Raw genomic sequence first — 21002 nt, forward strand, 5'->3', positions numbered from 1 at the left:
CGCGAGGCCGCCCCCCCCCCCCCCCCCGCCCCCCCCCCCCCCCCCCGGGGGGGACTTCAGGGGCGGGAGGGTCAGCCGACCTTCTGCGCGGTCCAGGCCTGCGCCGCGCGGCCGTCCGCGCGCTGGAGGTCGAGCAGCCAGTTCCCGTAGTAGGGGCGGCTGCTCACGGTCAGCGCGAAGCCGCCGCTCGGGTCGGTGACGGTCACCGCGCCGCCGCGCGAGGTCAGCTTCCAGGCCTGCGCGCCGACGGCGCCGCAGGGCTGCTGCGCGACCCACATGCCCGCGGCCGCGGCGCCGCCCGGCTGCAGGCACTTGCCGGACGCCGCGGAACGGATGCGGACCAGTCCGCTGCCCGCGTCGTCGAAGTACCACTGCTGCTGGGCGTATCCGTTGGACCGTGCCCCGACGAGCACGGTGCCGTCGGCGCCGCGGCCGCCCCAGATCTCGGCGGCCATGCCGGTGCTGCCGTTCCCGAGCAGGTACCGGGTGTTGGGGGCGGTCGTACCACCGCCCGTGCCCTTCGTACGGAAGGACGCGGCCTTGCCGGGTCCGGTGTCCCGGCCGGCGCTGTCACGGACGGAGACGGCGACCGTGTAGGAGGTGTCGGCCCGGAGGTTGTAGACGCGCAGCACCGGGGACTGGACCCAGGTCAGGTGCTTGCCGTTCAGCAGGACCTGGTACCAGGCGGCGCCCTCGACCTTGGGCCAGTTCACGACGACGGAGTCCGACTGGACCTGTCCCACCGTGACGGCCGGTCCGCCCGTGGGCTTCTTGGTCGGTGTGGGCGTCGGCGCCTGGGTCGGCGTCGTGCTCTTGGTCGGGCTCGGGGTCGGGGTCGGGTTCGGACCGGGGTCGGTGCCGCCGCCCCCGCCCTGGGTGCGCATCAGGAACTGGTTGTCGGCGATGTTCCAGTGCGTGGCCAGGTAGCTGCCGGCCTTGGGGCTGGTGTGGAAGTAGTCGTCGTGGTTGCAGTCCAGGATGTTCTCGGACGCCTGGTTGGTGCAGACGTTGCGCATCTGCGGGTAGTACGGCGTGTCCGAGTAGCACATGACGTCGAACTCGTCGGTGCAGTGCGCGCCGCGGCTGGTGTTCGGGGCGCTGTTGTTGACCGCGCCGAGATTGTGGCCGAGTTCGTGCGCCGCGGTGTGGCCGCCCCAGCAACCGGAGTCCGTACGCCCGTACGAGGGGCCGAAGTTGCTGATGTTGGCCTGGCCGGGCCGCTCGTCGCCGTTGAAGGTGCCGATGCCGCAGTAGACCTGGGTGTCCGCGAAGATCATGTACTTGCGGTCCCGGCGGTCGAGGCCCTTGCCGGCGAGCGCGGCGTTGGTCGCGCTGAACTCGGCCAGCGCGGAGTCCGGGAGCTCGATGTTGACCACGGTCGGGGTGCAGTCGGCGGCCGTCACGTAGCGGATGTGGCGGATTCCGCCGGTCTCCTGGGCGCTCGTCGCGTAGATGAGGTCGGCGTCGGCCGCCCACTTGCGGAACGAGGCCACGTACTCGGAGTAGCGGTCGCGGCCGGGGCCGTGGACGTACACCACCTGAACGCGGTTGCCGGTGCTGCCGTCGCCGTCGCACTGGACGGTCTGACCCGCGGGGCCGGCGGCTATGTCCTGGCCGGCGGCCGAGGGCGCGGGCGCGGCGGACTTGTCGGCGGTGCGGGCGGCGTCGGCTACGGGTGCGTCCTGAGGGCGCCCGCCGCCTTCGCCGGTCGCCGGGTCGTCGGTGGCGGGGCGGGCCGGATCGGCCGCCGGGGCGGACGCCTTGACGGCGGGCGCGATGTCCTTCGTGATGTCGACGCCCTTGGGCGGGGCGTCGGGGCCGTGGGTACAGAGACCGGCATCCGTCCGGTACACCCCGGCGCAGCGGTCGCCCTTCGCCGCGGGGGCGAGGCCGTCGTAGACCATGCCGCGCGCGCCCTCGTTGGCGGGCGCGCTCGTGAGCGGTTGCGGCTCCGCGTCGCGGGCGGGCGCGGCGGCCGGCGCGGCAGCCGCGGCGGCTTGGACGGACACGGCCTGGGCGTCGTCGCCCAGTCCGGAGTAGGCGATACCGGCGGCGATGACCGCCGAGGTGGCCATGGCGGCGGTGAGGAGCATCAACCGCCGGGGTTTGCGGCGGTGTTCACGCCGTCTGCGTCGTCCTGGCATGGGCACCTCAAGTCTGTGTCGGATGAGTGGGTGCGCGGAAGCCTGCCAGACGAATGCGGCGGAGAATTCGGACAAAGAGGAGCGCGCTCCGGGAAATCATTCCGTTACCTGTCCGCCAAATCTGACGAACTCTCAACAGCGCTATACAATAAGCCTAGTTACGCGCGTCACGCCGATTGGTCCAGGCCTTACCGAAGGGAGTCGTTATCAAATCGAGATAATGAAGGCAGGCTTATTGACGGGAATTCAGTCAGGTATTCATCTAATTACTACCTGTCGAATTCCCTTCGTCACGACCCGTGAGGAACGCGGCACCCGGACGGCCCCGCGGACCGCGCAGACCCTCTCCAGGCTTCCGGCGGGGCCTGTCGACGGGCCGTCACCCGGCCCGGCACGTCAGGATGTGCGCCCGCCCGCGGCGGCTCGGCCCCCGCAGACCTCGGGCGCTCAGGCCCCGGCGGTCCGCACCGGACGCCGGAGCAGGTAGAAGGCCGCGGACAGGACGAGCACCGCCATGCACACGATGAACACCAGCCCCGCACCCTCCAGCCCGAGCGGACCCACCAGCACCCCCACCCCGATCACGGGCACCGAGATGCCCGCGTACGCCACCACGAAGAGCGTGGAGATCACGGCCGCCCGCCGGTCCGCGGGAGACGCCTCAGCCACCGCGGAGAGCGCCCCGCGAAACGCCATCCCCTGCCCGAGCCCGCCCACGAGGGCGCTCAGCACGACCAGCGGCAGCAGGTCCCACCCCAGCGCGCCCGCGAGCAGCGCCAGGCCGCCGAGGAGCCCGGCGCACCCGAGCGGCAGCGAACGCGCCACCCCGACGCGGCCGACCGCCAGCTGTCCGGCGGTGGAGGAGAAGAAGGCCAGCGCGACCACCAGGCCGCTGACGGCGTGGTTCGTCACGTCCAGGGACTGCGCGAGGAACGCCGGGCTGACGGAGGTGAACACCCCGAACAGCGCGAACCCCACGAAGGAGACGACCGCCGCCGGCACGAACGCCGTCCGGACCTGCGGCGGTACACCGGGCCGCTGCGGCCGTACGGTGCTCAGCGGGCGCCGTTGCGCCACCGTCTCCGCGAGCCGCAGCAGGACGACGGCCGAGCCGGCCACCAGCACGAGGTGCACGGCGAACGGCAGGTACAGCGGCCAGGGGGCGTACTGCGCGAGCACGCCCGCGACGAGCGGACCGCAGCCCAGTCCGCCCATGTTGGCGGCCGTCGCCACGAACGTGGCCCGCGAGGCGCCCCCGTGCGGTGCCAGCTCCATCACGTACACCGTAGCGGCCCCGGTGAACAGGCCGGCGGACAGGCCCGACAGCAGTCGCCCGGCGTACAGCCAGGCCGTCGCGTCGGCGCACAGGAAGCAGACGGCGCTCCCGGCCGCGAACCCGAGTCCCGCCAGCAGCACCGGCCGCCGGCCCACGGCGTCCGAGGCATTGCCCGCCAGCAGCAGCACGCCGATGACCGCGAAGGCGTACACGGCGTACACCACGGTCACCGTCAACTCGGAGAAGCCGAACTTCTCCTGGTAGAGGCCGTAGAGGGGGGTCGGGAGCGTGGTGCCGGCCATGCACACGGCGAACACCGCCCCGCTGAGCAAACACTGGCGCCACCCTCGGCCGTCACCGTCCATGCCGCCGACGGTAAACCCGCGGGGCGCCCCGGACCCGCCCTGACGTGCACGGCGCGCCGCCGCCCCCACCTGCGCAGGCGAGGACGGCGGAGGGATCCGGGGCACTCGTCCCGTCCACAGCGTGGACGGGCGCCCCGGCGCGTCACCGGGCTTCGGATCCGACGGCCCGGGGGCCGGGGCGCCCTTCGGCATCTTCCGCGGAGCCGACGCCGGGCGCTTCCCAGGGCGGCCGCGCGGCCAGCTCGGTCCAGTCGGCCAGGGCCTCGCCGTCGATGCAGACGATGCCGCAGGTGGCCGCGTACGCGAGGGCGGGTGCGGTGAAGGAGCTGGTGGTCACGATGATCGCCACGTCGGCGTCGTGGACGGCGAAGCAGGTACCGCCGAAGCGCTGCAGGTCCTGCGAGCCGACCCGGTTGTCCTCGGCGTAGTGCTTGCACTGCAGCACGACGCGCAGTCCGTCCGGGGTCGTGGCGAGCACATCGGCGCCCAAGTCGCCCGCGCCGCCCACCACTTCCACCGGGCTGCAGCCGTCCCGCGCGCACAGCGCCGCGACGGTGTGTTCGAAGCCGTCGGCATCGACCGCCGCGTGGTCCAGGGCCGTGGCCCCGACGTCGGGCACCGGCACCGGGTCGGGCGCGTAGTCCGTGTCGGGCATGCGCAGGGTGTCGGGCATGCGGGCCGTGTCGGGTAGAAGGGCGGTGCCGGGTCGAAGGGCCGTGCCGGGCGCCTCGAACAGGTCGGGCCCGTCCGGCGCGGTGTGCCCGTACGCGTCGGGACGCGCCGCGGAGCGCCGCCGGACGGGTGAGACGCTCCACCGGGCGAGTACGGCCCCCACCAGCAGGACCACCACCGTGACGACGGGGAGGACCGGTATGCGCGTCCCGGCCTCTCCGGCGGCCCGGACGAAAGCGGCCAGCCCGGCCACACCTGTCCCGGCGAGTCCGAAGGCGAGCACCACGTCCCGCCCGAGCGGCGCGCCGCGGTGCGGGACCCTGCTTCTGCTCACCCTTGATGACGCCATGCGGCAGCCCTCCCCTTGGTCGGCCGCCGCGCGGCCCCCGTCTGTTCTCGTGCTCATCTGTCCGGTCGGTCGGTCCGTCGGCTCACTGACCCGTCTGATCATTCGGCCGTCAGACCGTCAGCCGTAAGCCGCCAACCGCCAGACCGGAAGTACCGGCCTCGCCCCCGGGGTCAGCGTCTGCGGCCCCGCCCACGGGCGGCCCACGCGTTGCCGATGCCGGCGACGTGCAGCGCGAGCGCCGCCAGACCGATCAGCATGAAGTTGGTGGAGCTCAGCACGTCGTTGGTCGCGATGTGAGCCGCGTTGATCAGGAAGGCGATGAAGAACAGCACTGCGGCGGCGATACCCAGCATGGTCGGGTCCCCATTCGGTCGGTGAGCTCGGCCGGTGAGCACTGCGCTCGGCCGATGACCGCCGTGTGCCCCCTGGAGGTCCGAACATGAGCGGACACCCGGCGTATTTTCGTACCGCGGTGGCCGCGGCGCGGCAGGTTCCGTCCCGCGAGAGGTTTCGTGGGCGCGATATCGGCAAGGCGCGCCGTATGGTGCGAATCGGGTACACGATGATGACCGAGCAGGCCGGACCGCGCGAGCTGGTGTCCCACGTCGTGGGTGCGGAGGAGGCGGGGTTCGACTTCTCCGTCATCTCCGACCACTTCTCACCCTGGCTGGAGTCGCAGGGCCACTCGCCCTACGCATGGAGCGTCCTGGGTGCCGCCGCGCAGGCCACGACCCGGATCCCGCTGATGACGTACGTGACCTGCCCGACCTTCCGCTACCACCCCGCGGTCGTCGCGCAGAAGGCGGCGACGATGCAGATCCTGTCCGAGGGGCGGTTCCGTCTGGGGCTGGGTTCCGGCGAGAACCTGAACGAACACATCGTGGGGGCCGGCTGGCCGGCCGCCCACGTGCGCCTGGACATGCTGGAGGAGGCCGTGGACATCATCCGGCGCTTGTTCACCGGGGAGAGCGTGAGCCACCACGGCACCCACTACGACGTCGAGAACGCCACGCTCTGGGACCTCCCCGACGCGCCGCCCCCGATCGGGCTCGCCGTCTCCGGCCCCCGCTCCTGCGAGCTCGCCGGCCGGCAGGGCGACCTGGTGATCGCCACAGAGCCGAAGCGGCAGCTCCTCGAGCAGTTCGACGAGCACGGCGGCGCGGGCAAGGAGCGCGTGGGCCAGCTTCCCGTCTGCTACGACACCGACCGGGACGCCGCCATCGCCCGTGCGCACGACCAGTTCCGGTGGTCGCTCGGCGGCTGGAAGGTCAACACCGAACTCCCCGGACCGGTCGGATTCGACCAGGCCGCGCGGCACGTCCGGCCCGCCGACGTGGCCGAGGCCATTGCGTGCGGCGACGACGTGGACGCGTTCGTCGACGCGGTGCGCCGGTACGAGGAGGCGGGCTTCACCGAGGTGGCCCTCGTCCAGATCGGCGGAGACCAGCAGCAGCCGTTCCTCGACTGGGCCGAGGCCAAACTCCTGCCCGCCCTGCGCAGTTCTCTGTGAATCCCGCGCTACGCGATTCCTCCCCCACGGCAATGGGCCCGGACTCCTCGAGTCCGGGCCCACCGTCATGTCCGGGTCCTGGTCCTGGGCCCCGGGCCGCCCCGGGCCGCCCTGAGCCCAGGACCCGGCGGCCCCGGCGGAAGCGCCCGTCAGTCGCCGCCTCCCCCGCACCCACCGCCGCAGCCGTGCCCGCCTCCGCCGCCGCAGGACGAGTCGCCTCCGCCGCAGCCGCCCCCGCCGCCGTCACTCCACGAGCTCCTGCGCCGCCGCTTGCGGGACGACCCGCCGCCCTTGGCCCTCGACCCGACCACCATCACCACGACGATGCCGAACACCACGATCACCAGGAATTCCATGGCCCCTCCCCCGTTCCCCGTTCCCCGTTCGGTTCCGGTCCTGTCCGGTCCTGTCCGGTCCCTGCCAAGGAGATCCCCCGTCCGTTCCCCGGAGCAACCCCACTTGAGGAACTCCAGAGCTTCGGTCGCCGTGCGCCGGCCGAGGGCCTCACCACCACGCCCGGCGGCCGGCGCGGGCGGACCAGGCCGTCTTCCCACAGCCCCGCGTGTGCGAGGAGGATGAGAAGGAGCGACGCCGACGAAGGAGAAGCACATGAAGGCACGCACCGTGCGTTCCCTGCTCGTGGCCGGGACGGTCGTACTGGCCACGTTCGGCGCACCGGCGACGGCTCAGGCCCTGCCCGCGTGTCCGAGCAACGCCATCTGTCTGTGGCGCTATCAGGACGGGACCGGTGACGCGTACGTGTGGCGCGGCGGTTACGTGAACCTGCCCGCCTCGTTCGTGGACCACGTCGGCTCGTTCCGGGCCAACAGGACCGGCGCCTTCATCGACTGGGCGACCGGCAAGGACTGCCGTCCGGTCCGGGTCGGCGACTACGCCTCCAACTACCAGGGGCGCTTCGGCGGGAAGATGGACGCGGTGGGCGACACCTGCTGACCGTCCGCACCGGGCCGCACCGCCGCGCGCGGCTCGGGCAAGATGCACCCGTGGACAAGACCTGGGAACTGGTAACGAGGGCGGCCGCACTGGCCGCACACGGCGGGCGGCGGATCCTCGGCATCGCCGGGCCACCGGGGGCCGGGAAGTCGACCCTGGCCGCCCGGCTCGCCGACGCGCTCGGGCCGCGTACCGCCGTGGTCGTCCCGATGGACGGATTCCATCTCGCCCGGACCGAGCTGGCCCGGCTGGGGCTGGCCGACCGCAAGGGCGCTCCGGACACCTTCGACGCCGCCGGGTACGTCTCCCTGCTGCGCCGGCTTCGCGCACCCGACGACGCGACCGTGTACGCGCCCGCCTTCGACCGCTCCCTCGAGGAACCGATCGCGGGCAGCGTTGCCGTCGCGCCGGCCGTGCCACTGGTGATCACCGAGGGGAACTACCTGCTGCACGACGCGGGTGAGTGGGCGGCGGTACGGCCGCTGCTGGACGAGGCCTGGTATCTGGCCCCGGACGAGGCCCTGCGCGTCGGGCGCCTGATCGACCGGCACGTACGTCACGGCAAGGACCCGGCGTACGCGCGTGCGTGGGTGGCGCGCTCGGACGAGGCCAACGCGCGGCTCGTCGCCCCGGGCCGCGACCGCTCGGATCTCGTGATCGACACGGGCTGACCGCGCACAGGACCGATCCGGCCGCATCGGGGCGGCCGGATCGGGGTCGCCCGGTCGGGGCGGCCTGGTCAGGTGGTGTGCGTTGCCCGGTCAGTACACGAGCTTGTAGCTCACGTCCTTGGGGACCGGCTCCGGCGCGGTGTCGGTGTAGAGCAGCCGGATCATGGTGAAGCGCTGGACGTCGGGGTGCTCGGCCCAGGCCCGCGGATCGCTCAGGGTCACCGTGACCGGGTAGGCGCGGAACCGGCCGGCCGCACAGTAGGGGACGCAGTCGTTCACCATGTCGATGCCGGTGGCCGTGGCGGTCTTGGAACCCCACGTGTCCCAGCGGAGTCCGACGAGCCGGTTGTTCCCGTCCCCGCACGCCAGGATGTACTCCGCGGGGCGCATCTGCGCCTGGGAGGAACAGTCGACGACCACGACCGGATCCGCGCTCGGGGCCGATGGCGTTCCACCGGTCCGCCCGGTGTGCGCGGAGGCCGGAATCACGGCGGCCGTCACGGCCGCCGCCGTGCACAGAACGGTGGTCAGCCGCGCCCGCGCCGTGCACCGCGATGTGCGTGCGGGGCGCCCAGCTGCTGAAACGTCCACGGAGAACCCTCCTCGCCGCTCTGCCCGCGGCCGGCACAGCCGCTCCCCCAGCTTCCCCCATACGTGTGGTCCTCGCACCCGCTGGGGACGGGAGCGAGGACCGAGGGACGAGGGGCGGACGCCGTCCGCTCAGCGGCAGGGCTGACCGGCAGGTGTGGCCGCAGCGCTCTCCGGAAGCGCCGCGGTCACTTGCGCAGCAGGGCGCAGACGAAGTCCTCCTGGACGTCCCGGACCTGCGCGAGGAGGTCGGGGTTGGTGTCGAGGGACGTCTGCGTGGTGAGGGAGAAGGTCAGCGAGCGCCGGCCGTCCGCGGTGGCCGCGGCCAGCTGCGTGTAGCCCGGCGTGTTGCCCGTGTGGCCGTACACCACTCCGCAGCGCGTGGTGTAGCGGTAGATCGCCAGGCCCGCATCGGTGCGGCCGGGCCCGGGGGGCTGGGACAGCGCGCCGGGGATGAAGGTGAACTGCTGCCGCCTGGTGCGGTCCGAGACGAGCGCGCCGCCCGCGTATCCCCGGATGAACGCGGTCAGGTCCTTCGGCGTCGAGACGATGCCCCCGGCCGCCCAGGCCCCCGAGGCGCCCACGGCTTCACTGACGTCGACGGGCCCGGATCGCGGATCGGCCTGGTAGCCGTGGAGGAAGGGCACGGGCAGCCGGTATCCCTGGGGCAGGCTCGTGGCGTCCATGCCCAACGGCCCGTAGACGAGCTCGCGCAGCAGCGCCTCGTACCGGTGTCCGGTGGCGGCCTCGGCCATGAGGGCGACGGCGATGTTGTCGGAGTTGGAGTACCGGTAGCGGCTGCCCGGCCGGAAGGCGAGGTCCTCGTCGGCGACGAACTCCAGCAGGCGCCGGGAGTCGAAGCGGTGGCGGGGGTCCTCGGAGATGATGCCGGCGAACCCCGGGGAAGCGGAGTAGTCGGGCAGCCCGCTCGTGTGGTTGAGCAGTTGACGCAACGTCACGTGGTGCCACGCGTCCGGCTGACCGGGCAGCACCTCGCCGATGGTGTCGTCCAGGTGGAGCCGGCCACGGTCGACGAGCCGCAGGGCCACCGCCCCGCTGAAGGCCTTGGCGACACTGGCGATCCGCATGTGGTCGGTCACCCTCGGCGGACGGCCGCTCTCCACGTCGGCCACGCCCGCCCGGTAGACCTCCGTACGGTCGCCGTCGCGCAGGACGGCGATGACCCCAGGGGGCCCGTCCGGCCTCGCCACCAGCTCCCGCAGCTCCTGACGGAGGGAGGCGCCGGGCGGCGGATTGCGGTCCGCGCCGGCCTGTGCGGGCTGCACCGTGGCGCCGAGCACGGCGCCGCACGCCGCGGTGGCGGCCGCGAGGCGCAGCGACGAGCGGATCCGGCCGGTGCGGCCGTACGGGCTTCGGAACACGGTGGTACCTCCCGGGGAGACGGAGCGCGGTGGCCCACGATGACAGGAGCCCCGGCGACGCCGACGGCGACACGGCCGCGCGCCAGGCGGCTGTGGCCCGTCCGGCCCCGGTGGCCGCCCGTCCCGAGCGGGCCCGGCGGCCGCCTTCCCCGGGGCCCTCCCCTCCCGCCGCCGCCTCGAAGCCGGGCCGCCGGTCGGGTCTTCGGTCGGGTCGCCGGTCGGGTCGCCGCAGGCGTTCCCAGGCTCGCGGAGGGTACGCAAAGGTGACCCCGGAGGCCTTGACGGAGCAGTTGTGAGCGTTAACACTCGTGTCCACCAGGCCAGAGCAGTGCGGTCCGGCAGTGCATTCCGGGCGGCCGGCGCCAGCCCCCGCCGCCCGGGAACCGCCCTGGAAACCGCCTGGAGACCGCCTGGCCGCCCGGGCGGGGCCCCTCATCGCGCCGTGCCCCGGCGCCCCACTGGAGGAAACGTGCGAAGAATCTCGACAGGCATGGTCGTGGCAGTGCTCGGGCTGACCCTCGCGGCCTGCGGCCAGAGCGCCAACGGCGTCGGGGACGACGCCGTCGCGGGCGACGCCAAGGGGGGCCTGGTCGGGATAGCCATGCCGACCAAGTCCTCCGAGCGCTGGATCAACGACGGCGCCAACATGGTCAAGCAGTTCCAGGCCAAGGGGTACAAGACGGACCTGCAGTTCGGCGACAACGTCGTGGAGAACCAGGTCGCCCAGGTCGAGAACATGATCACCAAGGGTGCCAAGCTGCTGGTGATCGCTCCCATCGACGGCTCCTCGCTCAGCGACGTGCTGCAGAAGGCGGCCGACGCGAAGATCCGGGTCATCTCCTACGACCGCCTGATACGCGGCACCAAGAACGTCGACTACTACGCCACCTTCGACAACTACAAGGTCGGCGTTCTGCAGGCCACGTACATCGCCGACCGGCTCGGCCTCCAGGACGGCAAGGGCCCCTTCAACATCGAGCTCTTCGCCGGATCACCGGACGACAACAACGCCGCGTTCTTCTACCAGGGCGCCATGAGCGTCCTGAAGCCCCACATCGACGCCGGGCGGCTCGTCGTCAAGAGCGGCCAGACGGAATTCGCCCAGGCGGCCACCCTGCGCTGGGACGGCGGCGTGGCCCAGTCCCGGATGGACAACCTGCTCAGCAAGGCCTACTCGTCCGCCACCCTCGACGCGGTGCTCTCGCCCTACGACGGCATCTCGATCGGCGTCGTGTCGTCCCTCAAGGGAGTCGGCTACGGCAGCGCGGGCAAGCCGCTGCCCCTCGTCACCGGACAGGACGCCGAGCTCGCCTCCGTGAAGTCCATCATCGCGGGCGAGCAGACGCAGACCGTGTACAAGGACACGCGCGAACTCGCCAAGGTGGCCGTGCAGATGGGCGACGCCGTACTCACCGGCCAGCAGCCCGAGGTCAACGACACCACGCAGTACGACAACGGCGTGAAGGTCGTGCCCGCCTACCTGCTGCAGCCGGTCAGCGTCGACAAGGAGAACTACCGGAAGGTGCTCGTCGACTCCGGGCAGTACACCGCCGACCAGCTGAAGTAGCCACCACCGGGCCCATCCACCGGGGCCGAAGAACCGGTGATGCGGCGCCGCCCCGACCGGCCCGCCGCATCACCCCAGTCGAACGGACTCACCACCATGGCCGGACCCGTCCTCGAGATGCGTTCGATCAGCAAGTCCTTCCCGGGCGTCAAGGCGCTGTCGGACGTCAATCTGACCGTCGCCGCCGGCGAGGTCCACGCCGTCTGCGGCGAGAACGGGGCGGGCAAGTCCACCCTGATGAAGGTGCTCAGCGGCGTGCACCCGCACGGTTCCTACGAGGGCGAGATCCGGTTCCAGGGCGAACCGTGCGCCTTCGGCGACATCCGGGCCAGCGAGCGCCGCGGCATCGTGATCATCCATCAGGAACTCGCGCTGATCCCCTACTTGTCCATCGCCGAGAACATCTTCCTCGGCAACGAGCACGCCTCGCGCGGATTCATCAGCTGGCACCGGACGCTCACCCACGCGCGGGCCCTCCTCGAACGCGTGGGCCTGCCCGACACCCCGCAGACCCGTGTCGCGGACATCGGCGTGGGCAAGCAGCAGCTCGTCGAGATCGCCAAGGCCCTGGCCAAGGAGGTCAAGCTGCTGATCCTGGACGAGCCGACGGCCGCGCTCAACGACGAGGACAGCCGCAAACTGCTGGACCTCATCCTCGAGCTCAAGGCCCAGGGCATCGCCTGCATCATCATCTCCCACAAGCTGAACGAGATCGCCCGCGTCGCCGACGCCGTCACCATCCTGCGCGACGGCCGGACCATCGAGACCATCTCCGTCGAAGCCGAGGGGATCTCCGAGGACCGCATCATCCGCGGGATGGTCGGCCGCGACCTGGAACACCGCTACCCCGAGCGCACCCCGGACATCGGCGAGGTCGCGCTGAGGATCGAGGACTGGACCGTCCTGCACCCCATCGACGTGCACCGCAAGGTGGTCGACGGGGCCTCGGTCACGGTCCGGCGCGGTGAGATCGTCGGCATGGCGGGCCTGATGGGCGCGGGCCGCACCGAGCTCGCGATGAGCGTCTTCGGCCGTTCCTACGGACGCCGCACCAGCGGCCGGGTGCTGCTCGACGGCAAGGAGATCCGTACCCGTACGGTCCCCGAGGCCATCGCCCACGGACTCGCCTACGTCACCGAGGACCGCAAGCACTACGGACTCGACCTCTCGGACGACATCCGCCGCAACATCTCGCTGAGCGCACTCGGCAAGGTCTCCCGCCGGGGCTGGGTGAACCACCACGAGGAGACCCGCGTCGCGGAGGGGTTCCGCCGCAGCATGAACATCAAGGCGCCCTCGGTGTTCGCGGAGACCGGCAAGCTCAGCGGCGGAAACCAGCAGAAGGTCGTCCTCAGCAAGTGGATCTTCTCCGAGCCCGAAGTCCTCATCCTCGACGAGCCCACCCGCGGCATCGACATCGGTGCGAAGGCCGAGATCTACGCGGTGATCGCCGAGCTCGCGTCCCAGGGCAAGGCCGTCCTGGTGATCTCCTCCGAACTGCCGGAGCTGCTCGGCCTGTGCGACCGCATCTACACCATGGCCGAAGGCCGCGTCACCGGTGAGACGGACCGGGCGGACGCGACCCAGGAATCCCTCATGCGCCTCATGACCGTGGGCGCGGCGACCCAGAACGAGCAGGTGTGAGCATGACCCAGATCCAGAGCCCCGTGATCCCCGCCGAGGGCGCCGCTCCCGGCGGGGAGAAGGGCGACCGTGCGCCCGACGGCACGCGCAGCCTCGTCGTACACCTCCTGCGCGGCAACATCCGGCAGTACGGCATGCTCGTCGCCCTGGCGCTGATCATCGTGCTGTTCCAGATCTGGACCGACGGAACCCTGCTCAAGCCGCTCAACGTCACGAACCTGATCCAGCAGAACGGCTACATCCTCATCCTGGCCATCGGGATGATGATCGTCATCATCGCCGGCCACATCGACCTCTCGGTGGGATCCCTGGCGGCCTTCGTCGGAGCCGCGGCCGCGGTGATGATGGTGCGCCACGACGTCCCCTGGCCCGTGGCAGCGCTCGCCGCGCTCCTCATCGGAGCCGCCGCGGGAGCATGGCAGGGCTTCTGGATCGCCTACGTGGGCATCCCGTCGTTCATCGTGACCCTGGCGGGGATGCTGCTCTTCCGGGGCGGGACGCAGATCCTGCTCCAGGGCCAGTCGGTGGCCCCCTTCCCGCAGGGCTTCCGTCAGATCAGCAGCGGCTTCCTGCCGCAGGCCGGCCCGCACACGAACTACCACAACCTCACCCTGCTGCTCGGCTTCGGCGTGCTCGCGCTGGCCGTCGTACAGGAGGTCCGCGGCCGCCGCCTGGCCGCCTCCTACGGGCTGCGGCTGCTGCCCACGGGCTTCTTCCTCGTCAAGCTGGCGGCGATCACCACCGCGGTGACGGTCTTCACCCTGCTGCTCGCGAGCTACCACGGCTTCCCGATCGTGCTGCTCATCCTCGGCGTGCTGCTGGTCGCCTTCGGCTACGTGATGCGCAACTCCGTCCTGGGCCGCCACACGTACGCCATCGGCGGCAACGAGCCCGCCGCCCGGCTGTCGGGCGTCAAGAGCAAGCGGATCGTCTTCCTCGCCTTCGTCAACATGGGCGTCCTGGCGGCGCTGGCCGGACTGGTCTTCGCCGCCCGCCTCAACGCGGGTACGCCCCAGGCGGGCATCAACTTCGAGTTGGAGGCGATCGCGGCGGCCTTCATCGGCGGCGCCTCGGCGTCCGGCGGTGTCGGCACCGTGCTCGGCGCGATCATCGGCGGCCTCGTCCTGGGCGTGCTGAACAACGGCATGTCGCTCGTCGGCATAGGCACCGACTACCAGCAGGTCATCAAGGGCCTCGTGCTGCTGGCCGCGGTCGGCTTCGACGTGTGGAACAAGCGCAAGGCCGGATCCTGAGGGACGCTCGCGGTGACGGTCCGCGGCGCGACGCCCCGGCCGCCGCGCACGCGCCGCGCGCGCGGTGTTGAATGAGATCAGGAGCGCCGTCGATCCTGCCGGAGTGAGACATCAGTGAGCGACAACGGCCCGGGAGAACCCGTCGCAGCAGCGGACTTCCCCACGGTTGTTCTGGTGCTGGACGCCGTCGGCAGGATCCTGACCGGCACGCGGCAGGCCGCGGCCCTCTTGGGCGTTCCCGATCTCGGTCGTGCCCGGGACGGTCAGCTCGGTACGGAAGGGCTCTTCGAGGACGTCGACCTGTGGGCCCGCCTCATGTCCGGTGCCGTCGGCGGTCCCCGGCGCAGCGCCCGTGCGCGTCTGCGGCGGCCGAACGGCGGACAGCTGGTTGCGGACGTCGACATCATCACCCTCATGGAGGGCTCGGCGGCGCGGTTCCTGCTGCGCCTGCGGCCGGCGGATCCGGCCGACTCCGCACCGGTCACCGTCGCCGCAGACGTCCGCCGCCCGCCACCCGCGCCGCCGGAGGACCAGCGCGCCGCGGAACGGCAGGCGCTGGTCAACGCGGCCACCGCGGGGATCGGCAGCTCCCTGGACATGGTGCGCGACGCCGAACAGCTCGTGGACGTCTTCGTCCCCGCCTTCGCCGACCTCGCGGCCGTCGATCTCACCGAGCGCGTCCTGCTCGGCGAGGAGCCGCAGGAGCTGGTCACCAAGGCGCCCATGCGGCGCGTCGCGGTGCGGGCCGCCGACGGGCGGTGGCCGCCCGAGAGCCACCCCGTGGGCGACACCATCCGGCTCGGCAACGTCGAGAGTGCCCACCTGCGCGAGGGATCGGCGTTCTTCCTCCCCGACCTGACCGATCTGCGCGCGGTGCTCGCCGGAGAGGAGGAGCGCGTACGGCTGATCCTTCCGTCCCGGGCCGCCTCCCTCATGCTGGTCCCCTTGAGCGCACGCGGCGCGGTGCTCGGCGCCCTGGTCCTGTGGCGTACGGCGGAGCGCCGCGCCTTCGACCAGGAGGACGCCGACCTCGCCGAGGTGATCGGCTCCCGTGCCTCGCTCAGCATGGACAACGCCCGCCGCTACACCCGAGAGCGCCGTACCAGGGACGCCCTGCAGCGCAGCCTCCTGCCCAGGCCGGTCATGGACGTCACCGGCGCCGAGACCTCCGGTGTCCACGTGTCCGCCGCCACCTCCTCGGCAGGCGGAGACAGCTGGTTCGACGTCATCCAACTCCCCTCGACGCGGCTCGCGTTCGTCATGGGCACGGTCGAGGGCCGCGGCGTCGACGCCACGGCCGCGATGGGGCGGCTGCGGTCGGCCGTGCAGACCCTGGCCGATCTCGACCTCAGTCCGGACGAACTCCTGGCCCACCTCGACGACCTCGTCGTGCGTTTCATCGGGGACGACGACCGCCAGGAACCGGCGACGGGCATGCCCAGCGCACTGAAGGGCGCCACGTGTCTCTACGCCACCTACGATCCGGTGTCCCGTACCTGCGTGCTCGCGGGCGCCGGTCACGCTCCGCCCGTGCTGGCTCCCAGGGGAGGCGCCGAGGTCGGCGCGGTGTCCTACCACCCGGGTCCCGTCCTGGGCACCGGCGGGCAGCCGTTCGAACCGATGGAGCTGCGCCTGGGACCCGGCGATGTGCTCGTCTTCTGCGGCGGCACGCTCGCCCAGGCCACCGCCCGCTCCGCACGACAGCGGGCGTTGATCGGGGCGGGGGCCCGCGAGGGCGCCGACAGCGGGCTGCCGGTCACCGAGATCGGGCGCGGCCTCCTGGGCGCCCTGGTGAGCGAACCGCCGTACGACGACCTCAGCCTGCTCGTGGTGCGGGTCAGGGAGGTGCCCTCGGACGCCACCGCCGCCTGGGAGCTGGCCGCCGACCCCTCGGTCGTCGCACGGGCCCGCACGCTCGTCGCGGAGCAGCTGACCGCGTGGGGACTGGAGGACCTCGTCTTCACCACGGAGCTGATCGTCAGCGAGCTGGTCACGAACTCCATCCGGTACGCGGGCGGCCCGGTCGGCCTGCGGCTGATCAAGGACCGGGTGCTGATCTGCGAGGTCTCCGACCCGAGCCAGACGCAGCCGCACCTGCGCCGGGCACAGCTCACCGACGAGGGCGGCCGCGGCCTGTTCCTCGTCGCGCAGCTCACCCACCGCTGGGGCAGCCGGTACTCGGCGGCCGGCAAGACCATCTGGACGGAACAGCCCCTGGACGGCGGCGGCTGACGGCCCGCGCCCCCGGCCGTCCGGACGGCGGGGCGTCGGGACGGCGGGATGGCGGGGCGTCGGGACGGCGGGATGGCGGGGCGTCGAGCCGTCCGGACGGCGGGGCGTCGGGACGGCCGGGGGCGGTCGGGGCCGGCGTCAGAAACCGTGCGCCAGCCGGTGGTAGGCCTGGTTCCAGCGGATCTCCTGCGTGAACCGGCGCATGCCGGTGTCCCCGTCGATGACCAGCAGCTCCGTGCCGAGCATGTCGGCGAGGTCGTGCAGTTCCTCGGTGCCCACGGCGCTGGACAGCACGGTGTGGTGCGGGGCCCCGGCGATCAGCCAGGCTTCGGTGGAGGTCCGCAGGTCCGGCCGGGGCTGCCACACGGCCCGTGCCACGGGCAGGTTCGGCAGCGGCTCGGCGGGCTCGACCACGTCGATCGCGTTGGCGACCAGGCGGAACCGGTCCCCCAGGTCGGCGAGCCCGACGACCACCGCGGGGCCGGTGTGCGCGTCGAAGACCAGGCGGACGGGATCCTCCCGGCCGCCGATCCCCAGCGGGTGGATCTCGCAGGAGGGGACCGCGGCGGCGATCGTCGGGCAGACCTCCAGCATGTGCGCGCCGAGGATCAGCTCCCTGCCCGGTTCCAGGTGGTAGGTGTAGTCCTCCATGAAGGACACCCCGCCCGGCAGCCCCTCGGACATCACCTTGAGCGTGCGCAGCAGGGCCGAGGTCTTCCAGTCGCCCTCGCCGCCGAAACCGTACCCGTCGGCCATCAGCCGCTGCACGGCCAGTCCCGGCAGCTGGCGCAGTCCCCCGAGGTCCTCGAAGTTGGTGGTGAAGGCGCGGAAGCCGCCCGCCGTCAGGAACGTCCGCAGGCCCAGCTCGATGCGCGCGGCGTAGCGGAGCGAGGCGTGGCGGTCCCCGCCGGCCCGCAGCTCGGGCGCCACCCGGTAGGTGTCCTCGTACTCCTTGACGAGCTCGGTGACATCCGCCTCCGAGCTGCCGTCGACGGCCTCGACCAGGTCGTTGACCCCGTACGTGTTGACGGAGACGCCGAAGCGCAGCTGCGCCTCCACCTTGTCGCCCTCGGTGACGGCGACGTCCCGCATGTTGTCGCCGAAGCGGGCCAGCCCGAGGCCGCGCAGCTCGGCCCGTCCCGCGGCGGCCCGGGTCCAGGCGGCGATGCGGGCGGCCACGGTCGGGTCGCTGACGTGACCGGCGACCGTCTTGCGTGTGACGCCGATGCGGGACTGGATGTAGCCGAACTCCCTGTCTCCGTGGGCTGCTTGGTTGAGGTTCATGAAGTCCATGTCTATGGACGACCACGGCAGGGAGACGTTGGCCTGGGTGTGGAGGTGGAGGAGGGGCTTGCGCAGCGCGTCGAGGCCCGCGATCCACATCTTGGCCGGGGAGAACGTGTGCATCCAGGCGATGAGCCCGATGCAGGTGTCGTCGGAGTTCGCCTCCAGGCAGAGGCGGCGGATCGCCCCGGCGTCGGTGAGGACGGGCTTCCAGACGATCCGGACGGGGACGCCGGGGTCGCCCTGGAGGACCTCGGCGATCTGCTGGGACTGGCGGGCCACCTGGCGCAGGGTCCCGTCCCCGTAGAGGGACTGGCTGCCGGTCAGGAACCATACTTCGCGTTCTTCGAGTGATGTCACGGAGAGCTCCTCGCCGGTCAGCGCTGCTGGCCGTACACGTTCCGGTAGCGGTGGTTGAGCGCGTCGATGTCGCTCTGCGCGAGGGGCAGCGGCTCCCCGAGCTGACGTGAGATGTGGACCGTGCGGGCGACGTCCTCGCACATCACGGCGGCCTTGACCGCTGCCTCGGCGTCCTTGCCGACGGTGAAGACTCCGTGGCTCTTCATCAGGACGGCGGGCGACCGGTGGCCGCGCAGCGTCTCAACGATGCCCTGGCCTATGGACTCGTCCCCGATCAGCGCGAACGGGCCGACCGGGATCTCGGCACCGAACTCGTCGGCCATGGCGGTCAGTACGCAGGGGACGGCCTCGCCGCGCGCCGCCCAGGCGCAGGCATAGGTGGAATGGGTGTGCACCACCCCTGCTACCTGCGGCATGTGGCGGTAGACGTAGGCGTGTGCGGCGGTGTCGGAGGAGGGCGCGTCGTCACCCTCGACCACCGTCCCGTCCAGGTCGCAGACGATCATGCGCTCGGGGGTCAGGTCCTCGTAGGGGACGCCGCTGGGTTTGATCACCATCAGGTCCTCGCCCGGGACGCGGGCGGAGACGTTTCCGGCCGTCCAGACGACGAGGCCGTAGCGGACCAGTTCCCGGTGCAGGTCGCTGACCTCGCGGCGCAGTTGCTCGATCGGTGACGTCATGAGTGTTCAGGGCCTCTCGGTCGGGGAGGTCGGGACGGTCGGGGCCGCGTTGCCCAAGGCCTCGTTGCGCGGGGCCGCGTTGCGCAGGGCCTCGTTGCGCAGGGCGCGCAGCCGGTGCAGCTGCTTGTCGGGGCCGGTGCCGAAGTGGTCGTGCAGGGCGCGGTACTCCGCGTAGAGCGCGTCGTAGGCGTCGGCGCGGGCCGCGTCCGGCAGGTACGCGGCCCGCTGGACCCGGCCCATGGCCGCGGCGGCGGTGCGCACGTCGGGGTGCGCGCCGGCGGCCACGGCGGCGTGGATGGCGGCGCCGAGGGCCGGGCCCTGGGCGGAGGCCGCGAGGGACACCGGCCGGCGGAGCACGTCGGCGTAGATCTGCATCAGCAGGGCGTTCTTCTTCAGACCGCCGGTGACGATGAACTCGTACACCGGGACCCCGCCCCGCTCCAGGGCCTCGACGATGGTGCGGGTACCGAAGGCGGTGGCTTCCAGCAGGGCGCGGTAGACCTCCTCGGTCCGCGTCGCCAGGGTGAGACCGACGATGACGCCGGAGAGGTGGTGGTCGACCAGGGTGGAGCGGTTGCCGTTCATCCAGTCGAGGGCGACCAGTCCGTGTCCGCCGACGGGCTGGTCCGCGCACTTGCGGGTCAGCAGCTGGTGCAGGTCCTCGCCCCGGGCCTCGGCCTCGGCCCGGTAACCGGCCGGGACGCCTTGGGCGAGCCACCAGGCGAAGATGTCGCCGACCGCGCTCTGTCCCGCCTCGTAGCCGTACGCGCCGTCGACGATCCCGCCGTCCACGACGCCGCAGATCCCGGGCACGTCGGCGAGCACGGCTCCGTTCACCACGTGACAGGTGGAGGTTCCCATGACCGCGAGCAGCCGGCCGTTCTCGACGGCCTGGGCCGCGGCGGCCGCGACGTGGGCGTCGACGTTGCCGACGGCGACCGCGATGCCCTCGGGCAGGCCCGTCCACGCGGCGGCCTCGGCGGTGAGCGCGCCGGCCCGGGACCCCAGCGGGGCGAGCGGATGTTCCAGGCGGGTGCGGGCGAAGTCACCGAAGTCCGGGTGCAGGGCGGCGAGGTACTCCTCGCTCGGGTACGTGCCGTCCTGGTGGATGCCCTTGTAGCCGGCGGTGCACGTGTTGCGGGTCTCGGAGCCCGTCAGCTGCCAGACGATCCAGTCGGCCGCCTCGATCCAGCGCTCGGTCGCCGCGTACGTGTCGGGGTCCTCCTCCAGCACCTGCAGCGCCTTGGCGAACTGCCATTCGGCGGAGACCCTGCCGCCGTACCGGGCGATCCACGGCTCGGCGCGCAGGTGGGCGAGGCGGTTGATCCGGTCGGCCTGGTCCTGCGCGGCGTGGTGCTTCCAGAGCTTGGGCCAGGCGTGGGGGCGGTGCCCGAGCCCGGCCTCCGAGAGCGGCGTCCCGTCGCGCCGTACCGGCAGGACCGTGCAGGCGGTGAAGTCGGTCGCGATCCCGATGACGCTCCCGGGCTCGACGCCGGCGCGCGCGACGGCGTCCGGGACGGCGGTGCGGAGCACCCCGCGCCAGTCGTCCGGGTGCTGGAGCGCCCAGTCGGGCGGCAAGGGGGTTGCGGTGCCGGGCAGCCGGCGGTCGATGACTCCGTGGCGGTACGCGTGGACGGCGGTGGCGACCTCCTCGCCGTCGTGCACCCGAACCACCACTGCGCGGCCGGACAGCGAGCCGAAGTCGACACCGACGACGTAGCGCACGGCGTCCTTCTCGACCGGGGAGCGGGACGAGGTCACGTTCACATCCTTCGTACGGAGCCCAGCGCCCGGACTCACGGCCGGGCGACGGGGGCGACGGCCGGGCACGGCCGCCGTGGGATCGATTGTTAACGCTCACAATCGGCCGGGACAAGGGCTCGGGTCCACAGCGTTACCCAATCTTGACGTGAGGTACCCGGGGCTCCGGAATCACCCGGCGGACCGCTGACCAGCGGCGATACCCGAAGGACGGGCCGCCGCCCCGCCGCCCGCCCGCTACCCGCCGCCGGCCGGGGGGGGGGGGGCGGGCCCCCCCCCACCGCCGGCCCCCCGCCCCCCCCGCCGCGGC

The 21002-nt window shown here is 72.3% G+C and carries 17 protein-coding genes; 7 read left to right on the plus strand and 10 right to left on the minus strand.

The genetic code is table 11. The annotated features are described in order from the left end of the window. Positions 1 to 71 precede the first annotated feature (71 nt). The 4 genes from ACWF9Z_RS33805 to ACWF9Z_RS33820 all read right to left on the minus strand — a co-directional run bounded on the left by ACWF9Z_RS33805 (position 72) and on the right by ACWF9Z_RS33820 (position 5159). A complete protein-coding gene (locus tag ACWF9Z_RS33805; protein ID WP_453608949.1) occupies positions 72 to 2093 on the minus strand; it encodes an RICIN domain-containing protein in 2022 nt (673 codons plus the stop codon). A gap of 498 nt (positions 2094 to 2591) precedes the next feature. Further along, complete coding sequence (locus ACWF9Z_RS33810; protein ID WP_453608952.1) at positions 2592 to 3785, minus strand: MFS transporter; 1194 nt, start codon at positions 3783 to 3785, stop codon at positions 2592 to 2594. Between the two features lie 142 nt (positions 3786 to 3927). Beyond that, positions 3928 to 4791: a restriction endonuclease gene (locus tag ACWF9Z_RS33815; protein ID WP_453608955.1), complete on the minus strand. Its 864-nt coding sequence runs from the start codon at positions 4789 to 4791 to the stop codon at positions 3928 to 3930. Between the two features lie 185 nt (positions 4792 to 4976). Further along, a complete protein-coding gene (locus ACWF9Z_RS33820; protein WP_356661794.1) occupies positions 4977 to 5159 on the minus strand; it encodes a hypothetical protein in 183 nt (60 codons plus the stop codon). Between the two features lie 188 nt (positions 5160 to 5347). On the opposite strand from ACWF9Z_RS33820, the gene ACWF9Z_RS33825 reads away from it, so the two are divergent. Continuing rightward, positions 5348 to 6316 (plus strand): LLM class F420-dependent oxidoreductase, encoded by a 969-nt coding sequence (locus ACWF9Z_RS33825; RefSeq protein ID WP_453608957.1) that lies wholly within the window; start codon positions 5348 to 5350, stop codon positions 6314 to 6316. A 149-nt stretch (positions 6317 to 6465) separates the two neighbouring features. Here the strand turns inward: ACWF9Z_RS33825 and ACWF9Z_RS33830 are convergent, their stop codons facing one another. Continuing rightward, positions 6466 to 6672 carry a hypothetical protein gene (locus ACWF9Z_RS33830; protein ID WP_453608960.1) on the minus strand — a complete coding sequence of 69 codons (207 nt, stop codon included), beginning with the start codon at positions 6670 to 6672 and terminating at the stop codon, positions 6466 to 6468. A gap of 253 nt (positions 6673 to 6925) precedes the next feature. Here ACWF9Z_RS33830 and ACWF9Z_RS33835 point away from each other — a divergent pair, with 253 nt between their 5' ends. Beyond that, the gene (locus ACWF9Z_RS33835) at positions 6926 to 7270 is read left to right on the plus strand and encodes a peptidase inhibitor family I36 protein (protein ID WP_453608963.1); all 345 of its coding nucleotides are present in this window, start codon (positions 6926 to 6928) and stop codon (positions 7268 to 7270) included. Between the two features lie 50 nt (positions 7271 to 7320). Next, the gene (locus ACWF9Z_RS33840; RefSeq protein ID WP_453608964.1) at positions 7321 to 7941 is read left to right on the plus strand and encodes a nucleoside/nucleotide kinase family protein; all 621 of its coding nucleotides are present in this window, start codon (positions 7321 to 7323) and stop codon (positions 7939 to 7941) included. 90 nt (positions 7942 to 8031) lie between these two features. On the opposite strand, the gene ACWF9Z_RS33845 is transcribed toward ACWF9Z_RS33840, so the two are convergent. Continuing rightward, positions 8032 to 8361, minus strand: coding sequence for a hypothetical protein (locus tag ACWF9Z_RS33845; protein WP_453608967.1), 330 nt, complete (start codon positions 8359 to 8361; stop codon positions 8032 to 8034). Positions 8362 to 8717: 356 nt separating this feature from the next. Further along, positions 8718 to 9911 (minus strand): serine hydrolase domain-containing protein, encoded by a 1194-nt coding sequence (locus tag ACWF9Z_RS33850; protein WP_453608969.1) that lies wholly within the window; start codon positions 9909 to 9911, stop codon positions 8718 to 8720. A gap of 490 nt (positions 9912 to 10401) precedes the next feature. Here ACWF9Z_RS33850 and chvE point away from each other — a divergent pair, with 490 nt between their 5' ends. The 4 genes from chvE (at position 10402) to ACWF9Z_RS33870 (ending at position 16607) form a co-directional block, all read left to right on the plus strand. Then, entirely contained in the window at positions 10402 to 11478 is a 1077-nt protein-coding gene (chvE, locus tag ACWF9Z_RS33855; protein ID WP_453608972.1) for a multiple monosaccharide ABC transporter substrate-binding protein, read from the plus strand. 96 nt (positions 11479 to 11574) lie between these two features. Continuing rightward, on the plus strand, positions 11575 to 13122 hold the full coding sequence (mmsA, locus tag ACWF9Z_RS33860) for a multiple monosaccharide ABC transporter ATP-binding protein (RefSeq protein ID WP_453608989.1): 1548 nt from the start codon (positions 11575 to 11577) through the stop codon (positions 13120 to 13122). 2 nt (positions 13123 to 13124) lie between these two features. After that, a complete protein-coding gene (gene mmsB / locus ACWF9Z_RS33865) occupies positions 13125 to 14375 on the plus strand; it encodes a multiple monosaccharide ABC transporter permease (RefSeq protein WP_453608974.1) in 1251 nt (416 codons plus the stop codon). Positions 14376 to 14489: 114 nt separating this feature from the next. Continuing rightward, positions 14490 to 16607 carry an ATP-binding SpoIIE family protein phosphatase gene (locus ACWF9Z_RS33870; protein ID WP_453608976.1) on the plus strand — a complete coding sequence of 706 codons (2118 nt, stop codon included), beginning with the start codon at positions 14490 to 14492 and terminating at the stop codon, positions 16605 to 16607. Between the two features lie 138 nt (positions 16608 to 16745). Here the strand turns inward: ACWF9Z_RS33870 and araA are convergent, their stop codons facing one another. From araA to ACWF9Z_RS33885, 3 genes are read right to left on the minus strand one after another with little or no spacing between them, the layout of a single operon-like run. Then, positions 16746 to 18251, minus strand: a complete 1506-nt coding sequence (gene araA, locus ACWF9Z_RS33875) for an L-arabinose isomerase (protein WP_453608979.1) — start codon at positions 18249 to 18251, stop codon at positions 16746 to 16748. 17 nt (positions 18252 to 18268) lie between these two features. Further along, complete coding sequence (locus ACWF9Z_RS33880; RefSeq protein ID WP_453608980.1) at positions 18269 to 18931, minus strand: L-ribulose-5-phosphate 4-epimerase; 663 nt, start codon at positions 18929 to 18931, stop codon at positions 18269 to 18271. A gap of 6 nt (positions 18932 to 18937) precedes the next feature. Then, the gene (locus tag ACWF9Z_RS33885) at positions 18938 to 20692 is read right to left on the minus strand and encodes a ribulokinase (RefSeq protein WP_453608982.1); all 1755 of its coding nucleotides are present in this window, start codon (positions 20690 to 20692) and stop codon (positions 18938 to 18940) included. Positions 20693 to 21002 lie beyond the last annotated feature (310 nt).

The organism is Streptomyces sp. NPDC054961, from assembly GCF_053609145.1.